The 13843-nt window shown below is 35.3% G+C and carries 12 protein-coding genes and 2 pseudogenes; 6 read left to right on the top strand and 8 right to left on the bottom strand.

Annotation, left to right across the window (positions count from 1 at the left end; all coding sequences use genetic code 11):
* Positions 1–129: 129 nt before the first annotated feature.
* Both AC0C45_RS06120 and AC0C45_RS06115 read right to left on the bottom strand, forming a co-directional pair.
* Positions 130–591, bottom strand: a complete 462-nt coding sequence (locus AC0C45_RS06120) for a hypothetical protein (protein WP_472927960.1) — start codon at positions 589–591, stop codon at positions 130–132.
* A 94-nt stretch (positions 592–685) separates the two neighbouring features.
* A complete protein-coding gene (locus tag AC0C45_RS06115; RefSeq protein WP_472927959.1) occupies positions 686–2131 on the bottom strand; it encodes a DHA2 family efflux MFS transporter permease subunit in 1446 nt (481 codons plus the stop codon).
* Positions 2132–2694: 563 nt separating this feature from the next.
* Between AC0C45_RS06115 and AC0C45_RS06110 the strand changes: the two genes are divergently transcribed.
* Positions 2695–2889 carry a hypothetical protein gene (locus AC0C45_RS06110; RefSeq protein WP_034649834.1) on the top strand — a complete coding sequence of 65 codons (195 nt, stop codon included), beginning with the start codon at positions 2695–2697 and terminating at the stop codon, positions 2887–2889.
* A gap of 560 nt (positions 2890–3449) precedes the next feature.
* On the opposite strand, the gene AC0C45_RS06105 is transcribed toward AC0C45_RS06110, so the two are convergent.
* The 3 genes from AC0C45_RS06105 to AC0C45_RS06095 all read right to left on the bottom strand — a co-directional run bounded on the left by AC0C45_RS06105 (position 3450) and on the right by AC0C45_RS06095 (position 7227).
* Positions 3450–5147, bottom strand: coding sequence for an MFS transporter (locus tag AC0C45_RS06105; RefSeq protein WP_472927958.1), 1698 nt, complete (start codon positions 5145–5147; stop codon positions 3450–3452).
* A 135-nt stretch (positions 5148–5282) separates the two neighbouring features.
* Entirely contained in the window at positions 5283–5915 is a 633-nt protein-coding gene (locus AC0C45_RS06100) for a TetR/AcrR family transcriptional regulator (RefSeq protein ID WP_233334962.1), read from the bottom strand.
* Positions 5916–6411: 496 nt separating this feature from the next.
* On the bottom strand, positions 6412–7227 hold the full coding sequence (locus tag AC0C45_RS06095) for a DUF2935 domain-containing protein (RefSeq protein ID WP_013084377.1): 816 nt from the start codon (positions 7225–7227) through the stop codon (positions 6412–6414).
* Positions 7228–7391: 164 nt separating this feature from the next.
* Here AC0C45_RS06095 and AC0C45_RS06090 point away from each other — a divergent pair, with 164 nt between their 5' ends.
* Positions 7392–7871 carry a hypothetical protein gene (locus AC0C45_RS06090; RefSeq protein ID WP_016766325.1) on the top strand — a complete coding sequence of 160 codons (480 nt, stop codon included), beginning with the start codon at positions 7392–7394 and terminating at the stop codon, positions 7869–7871.
* 271 nt (positions 7872–8142) lie between these two features.
* Here AC0C45_RS06090 and AC0C45_RS06085 read toward each other — a convergent pair whose 3' ends face one another.
* Positions 8143–8376, bottom strand: coding sequence for a hypothetical protein (locus AC0C45_RS06085; RefSeq protein WP_034649827.1), 234 nt, complete (start codon positions 8374–8376; stop codon positions 8143–8145).
* Positions 8377–8594: 218 nt separating this feature from the next.
* On the opposite strand from AC0C45_RS06085, the gene AC0C45_RS06080 reads away from it, so the two are divergent.
* From AC0C45_RS06080 to bioC, 4 genes are all read left to right on the top strand, one after another.
* Complete coding sequence (locus tag AC0C45_RS06080; protein ID WP_013084380.1) at positions 8595–8732, top strand: hypothetical protein; 138 nt, start codon at positions 8595–8597, stop codon at positions 8730–8732.
* A gap of 309 nt (positions 8733–9041) precedes the next feature.
* The gene (gene bioF / locus AC0C45_RS06075) at positions 9042–10220 is read left to right on the top strand and encodes an 8-amino-7-oxononanoate synthase (protein ID WP_047933117.1); all 1179 of its coding nucleotides are present in this window, start codon (positions 9042–9044) and stop codon (positions 10218–10220) included.
* Positions 10217–10963, top strand: a complete 747-nt coding sequence (locus AC0C45_RS06070; RefSeq protein ID WP_237892753.1) for an alpha/beta fold hydrolase — start codon at positions 10217–10219, stop codon at positions 10961–10963. Before bioF ends, AC0C45_RS06070 begins: the two co-directional genes overlap by 4 nt.
* Positions 10956–11780 carry a malonyl-ACP O-methyltransferase BioC gene (gene bioC / locus AC0C45_RS06065; RefSeq protein WP_047933120.1) on the top strand — a complete coding sequence of 275 codons (825 nt, stop codon included), beginning with the start codon at positions 10956–10958 and terminating at the stop codon, positions 11778–11780. The genes AC0C45_RS06070 and bioC overlap by 8 nt, the downstream gene beginning before the upstream one ends.
* A gap of 108 nt (positions 11781–11888) precedes the next feature.
* On the opposite strand, the pseudogene AC0C45_RS06060 reads toward bioC, so the two are convergent.
* Positions 11889–12326: pseudogene (locus tag AC0C45_RS06060) on the bottom strand (PTS sugar transporter subunit IIA); the annotation flags it as partial.
* A gap of 123 nt (positions 12327–12449) precedes the next feature.
* A pseudogene (locus AC0C45_RS06055) lies at positions 12450–13841 on the bottom strand (PTS transporter subunit EIIC); the annotation flags it as partial.
* Positions 13842–13843: the final 2 nt, after the last annotated feature.

Below are 13843 nucleotides of genomic sequence, written 5' to 3'. Positions count from 1 at the left end.
TGTCAATTTGATCTCAACAGTTTGGACATTAAATTTATGTTCAATTGCTTGAATAATAAGGGGGATGTCTATATCCGCGAAATTAAAAAATGGTGCCTATGTAATCCCACTTAAGGTTTTAAATCAACTTCATCTTTTCGCCTTTTCAAATAAATATTGCGCTCCATATAACAAATATGCTTTGTAATGAAGGTAGATAAAAAATTGAAAATGACTTAATCGGTTTAAACTTACAATTTTCAACCTTTTAAGAACATCAATAAAGTAAAAAGCAAAGATTCCATCAACTATAATATTCAGTAATAAAAACTTCTTAAAGTTTCCATACGAAGATTTAAGAAGCCACATTGAAAGAGGCATATAAGGCCCAATACTAAAAGGAAGTTCATCTTTTATAAACGAATCTTTTTTATCATAAAATTTCCACCACTTCCTCTGATGCCCATACAAATGATTAATAATTTCAAAGATAATAATAAAAATCCCCGCTAACGAATAACGTCTTATGCTGCGTTTTCCTATAAATAACAACGACAACCACGGAATCGCTATTATAGATAGGTTAAATCCTAAATGTTTTCTTGATATCATAAGTGAACTCACCTCAACGTACTTTATCTAGTTCTTCTTATAGTGTCCGCTTATTACAAAAAAACACAGACCATCCAATGGTCTGTGTTTTTTATTAATGTGCTTTTTGTTCAACATTGACTCTTTTGATAAAGAACGAGATAACCAATCCAACAATTGAAACAATAATCGCAAAGATGAACGCATGCTGAACACCGTTGGTAAAGGCAAGAACTTGATTTAATGGATCCATTTTATCTGATACCGTCTCAAGGAAGCTTCTTGAACCTGATGAAAGAATGGAAATTCCAACAGCTGTTCCAATTGCGCCAGAAACCTGCTGCAAAGTGTTCATAATTGCTGTTCCGTGCGGGTACAGCTCAGGGGGAAGCTGGTTTAATCCGTTTGTTTGAGCCGGCATCATAATCATCGAAATGGCTATCATAAGCGCAATGTGCAGAGCAACGATAAACGCTGTTGACGTTTCCAGCGTTACGGTTGAGAAACCATACATGGTGCCGGCTACAATCACAAGTCCAGGGATAACTAACCATTTGGGACCAAAGCGGTCAAATAATCCCCCCATAACCGGTGAAAGAATTCCGTTAATCACTCCTCCAGGAAGAAGCATTAGGCCAGCGGCAAAGGTTGATAAAGCTAATGATGTTTGTAAGTACAAAGGTAAAATCATCATCGCAGACAATAGTACCATCATGCAGACTAGAATTAATAAAAGTCCAATTGTAAACATTGGATACTTAAAGGCTTTAAGATCTAACATTGGCTCTTTCATCTTCGTTTGACGAATAGAGAATGCCACTAACGCAATGGTTCCAATCACAAGAGTTAGAATAACCTGTAGACTTCCCCAGCCCCCGCCTTCTCCAGCACTGCTAAATCCAAATACGATTCCTCCAAAACCTATTGTTGAAAGAACAACGGAAATCATATCGATTTTTGGCTTTGTTGGTGTGGTAACGTTCTGCATAAAAAAAGCTCCAAATACTAAGGCAACAAATAACAGTGGAAGTGAAATCCAGAAAATCCAGTGCCACGTTAATGTTTTTAAGATTAATCCTGATACGGTTGGTCCAACAGCTGGCGCAAACATAATAACAAGGCCGATGATCCCCATTGACTTTCCACGCTTATGCGGCGGGATAATAACAAGAATCGTGTTAAACATAAGCGGTAAAAGTAAAGCAGTTCCAACCGCTTGCACGACACGGGCAATCATGAGTACCCCAAATGTTGGTGCAACAGCGGCAATAAATGTTCCAATGATGGAGCAGATTAGAGATGCTATAAAAAGCTGTCTGGTTGTAAAGCGTTGAAGAATAAAACCTGAAATAGGTACCAAAATTCCTAACGTTAACAGATACCCTGTTGTCAGCCACTGTGCAGTTGTTTCGTGAATACCAAAGCCAGAAATTAGCTCTTTTAATGCCATATTTAGCGCTGTTTCACTAAATAAACCGATAAATCCAGCAATAAGAAACGACGTTATAATCGGCAGCACTTTGATGTTAGAGCTTTCGGCCACTGTTTGTTGATTACTCATATTAAATTGTCTTCCTCTCTTTTACATACTCTTTTTGGTGAACGTTTTTCTATCTCAATGATAAGTTGATTAGCAGACAAACAATGCATATTGATATAAAGATTAGTGATAAGTTTAAGGCATTATGTTGACTAAGCTTTTTCTTTCTCTTCTCTTTTGACCGAAGTGCTTTTTGTCTTCTAAATTCGTTTCTTTCCACAGATACCTCTCCATTCCATTTCTAAATCAACTTTAGAAACCTTCCTATGTAAACTAATTTCCATTCATAACATGGAATTTTTAATAAGTAAGTTAAAACGAAATAGAACTATAAAATGAATTTCATTTTACATAACAGGAATATTGTAACACAGCTATAAGTACTGTTTCTATCTAAAATATACTAAATAACAACAGCTATATACCCAACTTGGTACCATGTGACAATTAAAACTTGGTTCTGTTATATGCTTTTTGTTCTGTTCGCCCTAATAGAACACCGCTAACTTTTTAATCATCAGTCAAAAGAAAGAGTATCAGAAATGAAGTAATAGTAAAAATTGATACTATGGAGGTGTTTTCTTATGAAAAAGTATGAAGTAACGTTTCATCTAATTAATGGTGAAATAAGTCATTTAGTTGAAGCTAAATCACTTATTCGTGCAAAGAACTACATACAGTATAGGTTTGAAGACAAAAGTAAAATATTGGATCTAACAAATGATTTGGTCATTGTTAAAAGGAACGTCCAATACTTTACGGTAGTTGAAAAAGAATAATTAGCTATGTAAAAGGACGTTATCACAAAAGTAATGTCCTTTTATATGGATGTAATATCTTATAGGGTAGTCTCTTTTTCCCATTCTATCACTAAAATTCCCCTCCAACTTGAAGCCAAAATAGATTTGGCGCCCTCCAAGCGTATCTTTAATTTAAGCCTACTAATTTTCCTTTTTTGATAAAATTTCGCATTCCATACTTTTCTCCTTAAAAGTATTAGATCAACTAAGAAAAAAGCTAAATACATGCATTTAATATGCAGAGAGAAGCTCTCTGAGGAAATTATCTTTGAAACAAACAACTCGAATTCACATACTAAATATATCTAAATAAAAGGCTCTATTAAATTTTGGTATTGATATTAAGCGTAAAAACAGAACTCCCTATTTTATGAAAATTCTGTTTTGTTTATTCGCTTACTATGTATATTTTCTGCGTCACAACGTAATTTATAAAAATCCACATATCTGTAAAGAGTACGTATAGAAATGAAAAGAGCAAACTCTCTTACACGTGAGTTTGCTCTTTCTGTTCTTTATTCAAATTTCTTCAGTTTAACTTATTGTCCTATATCCTTCATCCTTTTAAGAGCTTTTCTATATTCTTGATCTCTTATACGCAGCATTTTATCAGCAGAAGGTTTAGGCTGACCAAACTTTTTTAAAGCTGCTCTATACTCGCTGTCACCAATGACTCGATTCGAAACAGCCTCTTTAGGCGAACGCTCAAAAACGGGAGTATCTTTTTTAATGTGAATCTCTTCGGTACTCTGCTTTTCTTTATTTTTTTCTTTATCATGCGGCTTATGAGCCAGCTTGTGGCCTTTACCTGTTAGGAACATCAAAAACGAAAGAATGAATACTACAATGCTTAATATACACGAAAACGTAGAAAATGTATGATAAGTAATGATTTCAGATTTTACATGTAGAGACTGAGTGAAATTTTCTTTACTAGCCACCTGGCTCTCTCCGCTTACCGTTGCAAAGTGACCTTTATACACCTTTGCAAAGACAATACTGCTGATTACAGGGATGACCGCAGATACTGTAACTCTTATAAATTGAACCGTGACCATCCGAGGGACTAAACTTGGTAGTGGTCCGCCTAAAGCTGCCCCCATAAGACCTGCAGCAACTGTGAAACCCACTCCTGCAATTAAAGCGGCAAAGCTACTAACAAAGAGAAAAGCTGAAGCATGACCGTCTAAATAAATCCATTGTATGTTCACTCCCATAATAATGACCGCTCCTATAATACCTAATACGCCCGGTCCAAATTTATCATATAATACGGCACTTAATATGGCGGCAATTACTATTCCAGCAAAAAGCCCGATATAGATCAGTGAAGTGTCTCCTTTATCAAAACTAGATCCACTTTTAAGCAATCCTTGTAGAGATAAAAGAGTTAAACTCATACTAATATTGCCTATAACAGCAATTAAGATAGCGAGAGCTGGTTTTCGAGAAGCCACTAATCTAAAGGGAATTAAAGGATTTTTAATATGCCATTCTGCGGCGAATAAAAAGCATAGAAAAATGATGCTTCCCACTATGCCTATCCATACATAAGTAGATGTCCACCCTGATTTTTGGAGATTAAGTAATGTAAACGTAATAAATGCAGTAACCATAAACATTAATGCTACACCGATGATGTCAAATGGTTCATGATGCTTGTGCTGTTGCTTGGCATGATCATTTGTTAAAAATTTGTAGCTGAAGCATATTCCCAGTAAGGAAAGGACGGCCGCTATATAGAATAACCATCTCCAGTGTCCGTAGCTGTTCACTAACATTCCGAGAAAAATGCCCACAACGCTAGATCCATAAAATCCGCCGATAAGAATCAGTAATGCCAAGTTCCGTTTCTGAATGGGAAAAGAAAGAACCAGCATTGGAATCATCATCATAAGTGCTAAACCTGTTCCTGTTCCTTGTAAAAAACGACCAATGCCCATTCCTAAGAAGCTGTTAGAAGCAATGCTTACAATAGCTCCTATAAAAAACAGACACATCGAAAGAACATACGTCCTTCTCTCCCCTAACTTATGTCGAAGAATAGGTCCAAACGGAATACAAAATGCAAAGCTCATAACCCCTATTAAAACCGGTGTTATCGAAATATAAGATTGATCATTATACGTTTGTTGGAGAATTTCACGTATAGAATTTAATGAAGTGTTTAACATTAAACCAGGACCAATAGCTAAAACTGCCAGTAAGGAAATCCCCCAATGTTTTTCTATTTTCATACTACAATTCCTTTCTGCCTTTCATGATTGTAAAAAACTAAAAATGCGGCGTTCATGTTTCTTCAAACCATCACGGTAGCTATGATAAAGAAGAAAGATATTTATCCGCATTTGAACAAACTAAAAAATAAAGCTTCAGTAAGGAAGCTTTATTTTTTTTTCTAAACCCGCCACTCGAATTGGCCCTAAAAGTGTTAGGCTGGTTAATTTATCAGCCATAAATGCAGGGCTAAATTTCATATCACTTTCTAACCAAGAACAAATGACACCTATATGAGCTGATGTGATATAGCTAATCAGAATATCTTCAGGGATATCAAGTCCATCCTCTGCTTCTCCAATTGAAGAAATCAGCTCTCCATACACTCTTTTCTTTACAATTTCCGTCATATGACTTCTAAATTGAGGCAACCCTCGATCACTTAGCATAACTTTAAAATAATCGGAATGGTCATAGATGAATTCAAAAAGCTTTAAGAAAGAAACGGATTCATCATTTTCTTCTACTGCTGCGGGATCCTCATTATTTTGTTTAGGCTTTACTTTCTCTATTAGCTCTTCTAGAACTTCATTCATACTCTGCATGAGAAAGTCTTGCTTATCTTGGTAATGCAAATAAAAGGTTCCCCGCGTTAATTCCGCTTTTTCCGTAATTTCTTGAATCGTAATGGATGTAACGTCTTTCTCTTTAAGAAGTTCGACTAAAGCGTCTCTTAAGTATTTATTTGTTCTTTTTATCCTAGGATCTACTTTTGTTTTTTTAGACATCGTTCGTCTCCTTGTATAACTTTTATTAAATATATGATTGTAACTTGCATAGTTGCAGTCATTGAGAACTTTTCTGATGATTGACTATTTAAACTATCCTGTATCATCAATGTACATTTTATACACGATGTAAACTAATGAACATTATGTATATTAAGTTTTACAAAGTATAACCAATCTGTCAATATCGAAAATTGGTTAAGAACAAATCTTTTGATCGTTATATATGGATTGCGTGAACTTGAGAGTGAAATCTTTTGTATGAAAGAAAAAGAACTGAAGGTTGTAACCAGTGATGTAAGATCTGCTTAGCTTTTATATAGCAAATTAATAAAATACAAACCACATCTTCTTTGTTTTCAGTAATTAATTCTTCTCGAGAAAGGTCTACCTTCTAAGGTAGACCTTTCTTTTTTATATACATATAAATAACGCATACAGAAGTACAATATAATATAGGAACGAATCTAGATTCTATGAAATGGTTTACCTTACCTTAAAGATAAGAAATTCTTCGTAATGAGCATTGGTTGGCTTCTTGCTGCAATTCCGGAGCATAGTAACTCAATTTTTTAATAAAATAACAAGTCTCAGGAAAATGATGTATCAGAAACCTTAACGTTTCCTTATTTAATAGCTTGTTCTCCTTGTACTTTTCAGTCATAGCATAAACAAACTGGCTCATCTCAATAGTTGTTTTCCCCACTTCTAAAGCAAATTCTGTTTGTCTTGCAAAACCTGGCTGCTTAAACCGCAAATAACCTTTTAAATGATGATTCTGTACAATGAATGCCTGAAATTTCCCGATATATAAATCTGCTTGTTTAGATATCATAATCTCAATCGGATCAAGCAGGTTTTTAAACAAAACAGCATGTCCAAGCTGATCTTCGAGCCATAAATCCATTAATTCGACTAAGCTAAGGGGAACCGGCTCCTTTCCTTTTACTAGATAAGATAAAAATCTTAAATATTCCTGATTTTCACTTAACGTACCATTAAGATAGGTTGGAGATAAGTTTAGATTTACTGCGTTTTCAATTCGAAGAGCCTGAAGAGACCCTTCAAAATCAAAATATCCTTTGGTAATTGGCCAGGCCTTTCTCGAGAATTCTATTAATGCAGGATCGTTGTGCATAACATCAGGGGATAAATAGTTCAGTTGTTTTAGCAAGTCATCAAACAAATGAATATATTGCTTAGCTGTTCGGACGTATTCGACTTCCTTCACCGATAAGTGATCTCGTACAAAATAAGCATGGTCCTGAATTATTTCTAACCAAAATAAATGTTCCTCCCATAATGAAATCATTACTAGCTCTCCCTTCGGTTTCCTTACTACTACATGTTTATTAGAAGCTTTAGAAGAAATGAACCAAAGTAATAAAAAACAGGATCTCTTATTTCATCACATAAACACTCATAAAAAAGGGAATATATATACATATCCATATTTTTAAAAAGGGAGAATATCAGTTGAAGAAAAAAGATAAATTGCTAATCATTTTAATGACGATTTTACCTTGGCTTAGTATTCCGTTTATTGGTAAAAAAGCGCTAAAAAGATTCCTTCCAGGGAGTCTTTTTATGAGTTTGTATCTTATTGCCGAAGGCAGGTTTGCAGAGAAGAAAAAATGGTGGTGGTTTCCGTACTCAATCAAGCCGAATGTTCTAGCAGAATTACCATTAATATTTGGCCCCTTTTTAGTTGGAGCTTTGTGGATATTAAAATATACTTACGGAAAGTTCAACTTATATCTTTTAGTAAATATACTTATTGATTCTTTTTTTACTTACTTCGGACTAAAATGGTTAAAAAAAATAGGATACGTCTCTTTAGCCCGGTTGACTAGATTTCAATTATCCATTGTTTTTTTAATAAAAACGTTTGTGCTGTATGGGTTTCAGATTGTTTATGAAAAGTGTTGCCACCTATCAAAGAATTCGTCTTTATAAATTTTGCAGTCTAAGATAAAAAAACAAAACAAAATGTCTATAAATGGGAGTATATTAAAGAAGAACATTAATGAAATAGATACTAATTGCTAAGTGGAATTATGATTTTTTAGATACTATGTAGTTGTAGTTACCTCAGGAAGCTAATGAATCCTATGTCTTAAGGCTTAAAAAGAGTGAAAATAAGGTTAAATAAAAAAAGAAGTCACCTTTTGGTAACTTCTTTTTTTTACTATGCATATGTGATTAAAACAAATAACATATAAGTGTTTTATTTTTCACTATCTTCCTCAGCAGGTTTTCGTTTATGTTTCTCACTAATAATTTTTTTGTGCAGTATCCTTACCTCATCCACCATCAGCAGCCTCATATCTTTTACAATATATTTTGCTAATTCTTCATCAGAGATATCATCACCCTCAATATCGAGACGAAATTCCTGCCCTTGTATTCCACCGCCATTAGTAAAATCGACTTCAAAGTCAAAAATGACTCTTTTATCCATGTCTAATCCACCTTACTTTATTTTAATTACCTAATATATATTCGGTTTATGAAAACAAATTCCCGATCTAACTATCTAAGGAAGCATATTGTCTGATAAGTCCTGATAAAAGAACTTTTAAGTTCTAGAATGTTATTTAAAAAGGACAATGGGTTGAATAAGCTCCGCTCTATTAACTCATCTTAACAGTGTAACTATATTTGAAGGGAGATTTAAAAATGAGTCAGAAACGCGATAAAGGCAATAGTCAAAAAGGCAAATCAACTAGCAATACGGTAGATCCAGTAATCGCAGCAGAAGACGTGGAAAAAGCAATTTTTCCAACTAACAAGCCTCCTGGCAATGCAAAACCTTAAATAAAAATTAGAGCTGTATTATTAGCTGCCTATTTGGCAGCTTTTTCATTAAGAAAAGAAGTTAATTAATAAATACGAGTAGTGAACAAGGTATTGATTTTTCAGGTTTTATTTGAGTACTAAAGTAAGGTTGCACGTCTACTCATGAGATTAAAAAATGAACTGTAGGAAGCTATGTGGCGACAATTATCTAGTATCTCCTCTTTAAACTATTTTATCTTGACACTGTTCTAAAGGCGTGATTAGATATAATTGTTAACTTTAAATATAATTAAGTTAACATATATTTATTTCGGTGGTGAAAGTGTATTGAATTGGGAAGAAGATATTAAGAGAGAACTTGCCTATTTAGATGAGATTTTTCAAAAACGGCACCTTGTTACTACAGAATTTGCTGAACAACCATGGCTTACAGTCAATGGCCATAGGATGTTAAACCTTGCCTCTAATAACTATTTAGGCTACGCAGGAGATACGGGGCTGAAGAAAGCAATGAGTGATGCTGTGATGACATATGGAATAGGAGCAACGGCTTCACGCTTAATAGTAGGAAATCACTCTCTTTATGAGAAAGCAGAACGAGCACTTGTTAATTGGAAGAAAGCTGAGGCAGGACTTATTATCAATAGTGGTTATAATGCAAACCTAGGAATCATCTCAGCCTTGGTTCCGCGTAATGGCTTCATCTTCAGCGATAAGTTAAATCATGCAAGTATCATTGATGGGGCCCTGCTGAGCCGTGCAAAGCTGCAACGCTATCGCCATAACGATATGAACCACCTAGAAAATTTATTAAAAAAAGTTCCCTTAGAGTCACGGAAGTTAATTGTAACAGATACTGTTTTCAGCATGGATGGTGACTTCGCCAAGCTCAAGGAGCTTGTTAAATTGAAAGAGCAGTATAACGCCCTACTAATGGTTGATGAGGCTCACGCAAGCGGTATATACGGAAAAAATGGTGAAGGATATACGCATTTTCTTGATCTGCAAGATAAAATTGATATTCAAATGGGAACGTTTAGTAAAGCGCTAGGGTCATTTGGAGCTTATGTTACTGGAAAACAGTGGCTCATAGCTTATTTAAAAAATAAAATGCGAGGATTCATTTATTCAACTGCTCTTCCCCCTGCTATACTCGGTGCAATAACGGCTGCGATTAAAAAGGTACAACAAGACATAGAGCGTCGCACACTTCTTCAAGAAAATGCATTATTTTTTAGAAGAGCACTTACATACGAAGGATTTAACACATGCAAAAGTCAGTCTCAAATCATTCCAATTTTAACGGGAGGAAACAAAAGAACAATGCAGTTTGCAGAGCGTTTACAGAAAGAAGGAATTGCTGCTATTGCAGTTAGGCCCCCTACTGTTCCTGAAAACAAAGCAAGAATTCGTTTTACTGTAACAGCAGATCATACTCGAGAAGATTTAGATTGGGCCATAAAAAAAGTTTCTCTAATTGGAAAAGAAATGAGTGTGATTCAATGAAACAATCCACTATTATAATATTTCCTGGATGGGGAATGGAAAAAGCAGCGTTTCACCCAATCAGAAAATCATTGTCTACTATATGTAACGTTTTATGTACAGACTGGAGAGGTGTAAAAGAACTAAGTGACTTTAGAGAGCGAGCAATCCAATTGCTTACTTCCACTCAAGGTACTGTTTATTTAATGGGTTGGTCATTAGGTTCCCTTGTAACGCTTGAACTTGCAAGTTTATACCCTAACAAGATAGAAGGACTCATATTGATTGGCGGAACTAGTCGCTTTACAAATGACGTGCATAATACATTTGGATGGGAGCAACGCATCGTTGAACGTATGAAAAAACAGCTACAGCGTAATAAAGAAAAAACCCTCACTTCATTTTATAACGCTATGTTCACTAAATCTGAAAAAGAAGAGAAGTTTCATCATCAATTTATAGAATTTGCTCAGCGTAATTATCAAGGAGACAGTACGCACTCCCTCCTTACAGGGCTGGATTATTTACTCCAAAAAGATGTTAGAATGCAACTCGATCAAATTCAAACTCCTTGTTTGTTGATCCATGGAAAAGATGATCAAATATGTTTACCTGAGTCTTCTTCTTTCATAGCTGAAAGAATTGGTGGAAAAGCGCAGCTGTGTATTCTAGAAAAAGCTGGCCATATTCCTTTTTTTACAAAGCCTCAGCACTGTACGCAACTTATAGAAAAATTTCTCGAAAAGGAGCTCATTTATGATTAATAAGCAACTTTTAAAGAAAAGGTTCAATAATCATGCTAAAACTTATGATGCTTATGCCGATGTACAAAAAAGCATGGCACACCAGTTAATAGATCAACTTTCCACCAACTTCTTTAACCAGGAAATAGCTATTCTTGAAATTGGCTGCGGTACGGGTTATTTAACACAATTATTGTGCAAAAAATTTCCTAAGGCTGCTATTACAGCAGTTGATTTGTCATCAGGAATGATTGAGTTAGCAAAGAAAAAAGTAACGGAAGATCGAGTTTCATTCATATGCGGAGATATCGAGGAACTAAGTATAGAAAGGCAGTATGACCTTATTATTTCGAATGCAACATTTCAGTGGTTTAATAGTCTCCATACGACAATCAAAAAATTGTATAAACAACTTAAGCCTGCAGGCAGCCTGCTATTTTCAACCTTTGGTAATGGTACATTTCAAGAGCTTCATTCATGCTACAGTCATGCGAAACAAAAGCTTGGTCTTTTCAGTAACAGTTCACCTGGTCAATCGTTTTTTTCTCTTGAAGAGTTGTCTCAAATTTGTGAACAAGCATTAGTTCCATTGAGAGAGCATCCATTTAAACTATCAAAAATGGCGAAACTAGAGGTTCAATACTTTCCGACCGTTCAGGCATTTTTTACATCAATAAAAAAAATTGGAGCAAGTAACAGTAACGAGGAAAACTACTGTCAACGTCCTTCATTTTTTCGTCAGTTAATCAATTTATATGAAAATAATCATCGTGACGAAAATGGCGTAAAAGTAACCTATCATTGCTTAATGTTTAATATTACAAAAACGAACCAATAGCCAATCCAGCCCTGGTTACTCTCTAGAAGTGATGAATTTCCGCCAGTAAAAAAGGGTACTCTTCTATTTAGAAAAGTACCCTTAAATAATCAATTAGATTTAATTAACTTACTGTTTTTTAGAAACTAACTCAATAATATTTGTTATACCTTGCTCATTGTACCCTGTTTTTAATAACTGTATTTGATTATGTTCAGATAAATTTGTAAAAATGATTGGTGTAACAAGTGATTTAGCACTTTGTTCAATGTAGTTTAGGTCTATTTTTAAAAGCGGGGTTCCTTGTTTAACCTTTTCTCCCTCTTTAATTAGACATGTAAACCCTTTCCCATTTAAGTTCACTGTTTCTAACCCTACGTGAATTAATAACTCTAGACCTTGATCTGTTTTTAGACCTATGGCATGTTTTGTAGGAAAGATGCTAACAACCTCCCCATTGATAGGAGAAACAAGAGTATTATTAGTTGGTTCGATGGCAAAACCGTCTCCCATCATCTTTGAAGAAAAAACGGCATCAGGGACTTCTTCTAGAGGCACAATATATCCGTCAAACGGAAGGTTGAATGCGCTTCCTAAAGTTGTATCGTTCATTTCTTTTTTCTCACCTGTTGCAGCAACTTCAGTTTTTGTCTTCGCTTCAGGTACTTCTTTGTTATTAGAGCCTTCTGTAATAGCCTCTTTTGGTATGCCAAATAAATATGTGCAGATGAACCCTCCAGCATATCCTGCAAGTAAGCCGATGATATATTTCAGCCATAAACCATGAGCAATTAATGGAATTAAAGCTAGGCCAGATGGACCGATAGCAATGGAACCAACATTTCCGAACATTCCAATTACAGCTCCTCCAATTCCTCCACCGATACAAGCAGTAATGAACGGGCGTCCTAATGGAAGAATAACTCCATAAATAAGTGGTTCTCCAATACCTAATATTCCGACAGGAAGAGCCCCTTTAATAATGGTAACAAGTGATTTATTTTTACGACAACGAACCCAAAGTGCTAAAGTTGCACCTACTTGTCCAGCACCAGACATTGCAAGAATCGGAAGCAAGATGGTCATACCGGCTGTGTTAATCATTTCAATATGAATAGGGATTAATACTTGATGCAGACCTAGCATCACCAATGGTAAAAATGCCACTCCTAGTACAAAACCTGCAAAAACCCCTCCACGTTCAAGTGTCCAATCTATTCCACCAATTAAATTACTAGAAATGAGACCTGCAAAAGGCATAATAAAGAAAATCGTTAACAATCCGACAATCAGAAGAGCAATTGTTGGCGTTACAATAATATCGATTGCATCGGGAATAAACCTACGTAAGAATTTTTCTAAAAATGAGAGTAACCATACAGCAATCAAAACCCCAATAACCCCGCCTTGCCCAGCAGTTAGAGGCTGATCAGTAAAGATATTCATAATAGGAAATTCTTCTGTAACTCCCGTTAAAAGGGTGATACCCCCGATAACTCCACCTAGGGCTGGAGTAGCTCCAAACTCTTTTGCTGCGTTAATACCTACATAAATAACTAAATAGCTGAAGATTGCATTTTTAATTACATTAAGAATCGTCACGTATTGTTGCCAAGTATCTTTATCAAGATCTCCCGCGGTTATGCTATTGGCTAAAATAGAGGCAATACCAGCTATTAAACCTGCACCTACGAATGCTGGGATTAAAGGTATGAAAATGCTTCCAACTTTTCGTAAAAAATTTTTGAATGGCGTATTGTTTTTCTTTTTTAGCTCAGACTTCATATCTGTACCTTTTGAAGTCAAATCTTCAGATGAAGGAGCTGCAGAATCTTCTTGAAGTACAATACCAAATTGTTCAGCAACTTTCGTAACTACTCCTGGTCCTAGAATAATTTGATACGTATCATCATTGACAACTCCTACCACTCCTTTCACTTGTTTTATACTTGCTTCATCGATTCTATTATGATCCACTGGAGTGACACGGAGTCTTGTCATACAGTGTGTATAATTCGCTATATTAGAACTGCCTCCAAGAGCTTGAAGCAGTTCTTTAGCTGTTTGATGATGTTTACTCATAG

It is taken from the genome of Priestia sp. VA7 (assembly GCF_055710015.1).
This window is presented reverse-complemented; position numbering and strand designations above follow the sequence as displayed.

Bases quoted from the DNA above. Each gene is read 5' to 3' on its own strand.
- AC0C45_RS06120 (WP_472927960.1), bottom strand. From the start codon at position 591: ATGATATCAAGAAAACATTTAGGATTTAACCTATCTATAATAGCGATT.
- AC0C45_RS06115 (WP_472927959.1), bottom strand. From the start codon at position 2,131: ATGAGTAATCAACAAACAGTGGCCGAAAGCTCTAACATCAAAGTGCTG.
- AC0C45_RS06110 (WP_034649834.1), top strand. From the start codon at position 2,695: ATGAAAAAGTATGAAGTAACGTTTCATCTAATTAATGGTGAAATAAGT.
- AC0C45_RS06105 (WP_472927958.1), bottom strand. From the start codon at position 5,147: ATGAAAATAGAAAAACATTGGGGGATTTCCTTACTGGCAGTTTTAGCT.
- AC0C45_RS06100 (WP_233334962.1), bottom strand. From the start codon at position 5,915: ATGTCTAAAAAAACAAAAGTAGATCCTAGGATAAAAAGAACAAATAAA.
- AC0C45_RS06095 (WP_013084377.1), bottom strand. From the start codon at position 7,227: ATGATTTCATTATGGGAGGAACATTTATTTTGGTTAGAAATAATTCAG.
- AC0C45_RS06085 (WP_034649827.1), bottom strand. From the start codon at position 8,376: ATGGATAAAAGAGTCATTTTTGACTTTGAAGTCGATTTTACTAATGGC.
- AC0C45_RS06080 (WP_013084380.1), top strand. From the start codon at position 8,595: ATGAGTCAGAAACGCGATAAAGGCAATAGTCAAAAAGGCAAATCAACT.
- AC0C45_RS06070 (WP_237892753.1), top strand. From the start codon at position 10,217: ATGAAACAATCCACTATTATAATATTTCCTGGATGGGGAATGGAAAAA.
- bioC (WP_047933120.1), top strand. From the start codon at position 10,956: ATGATTAATAAGCAACTTTTAAAGAAAAGGTTCAATAATCATGCTAAA.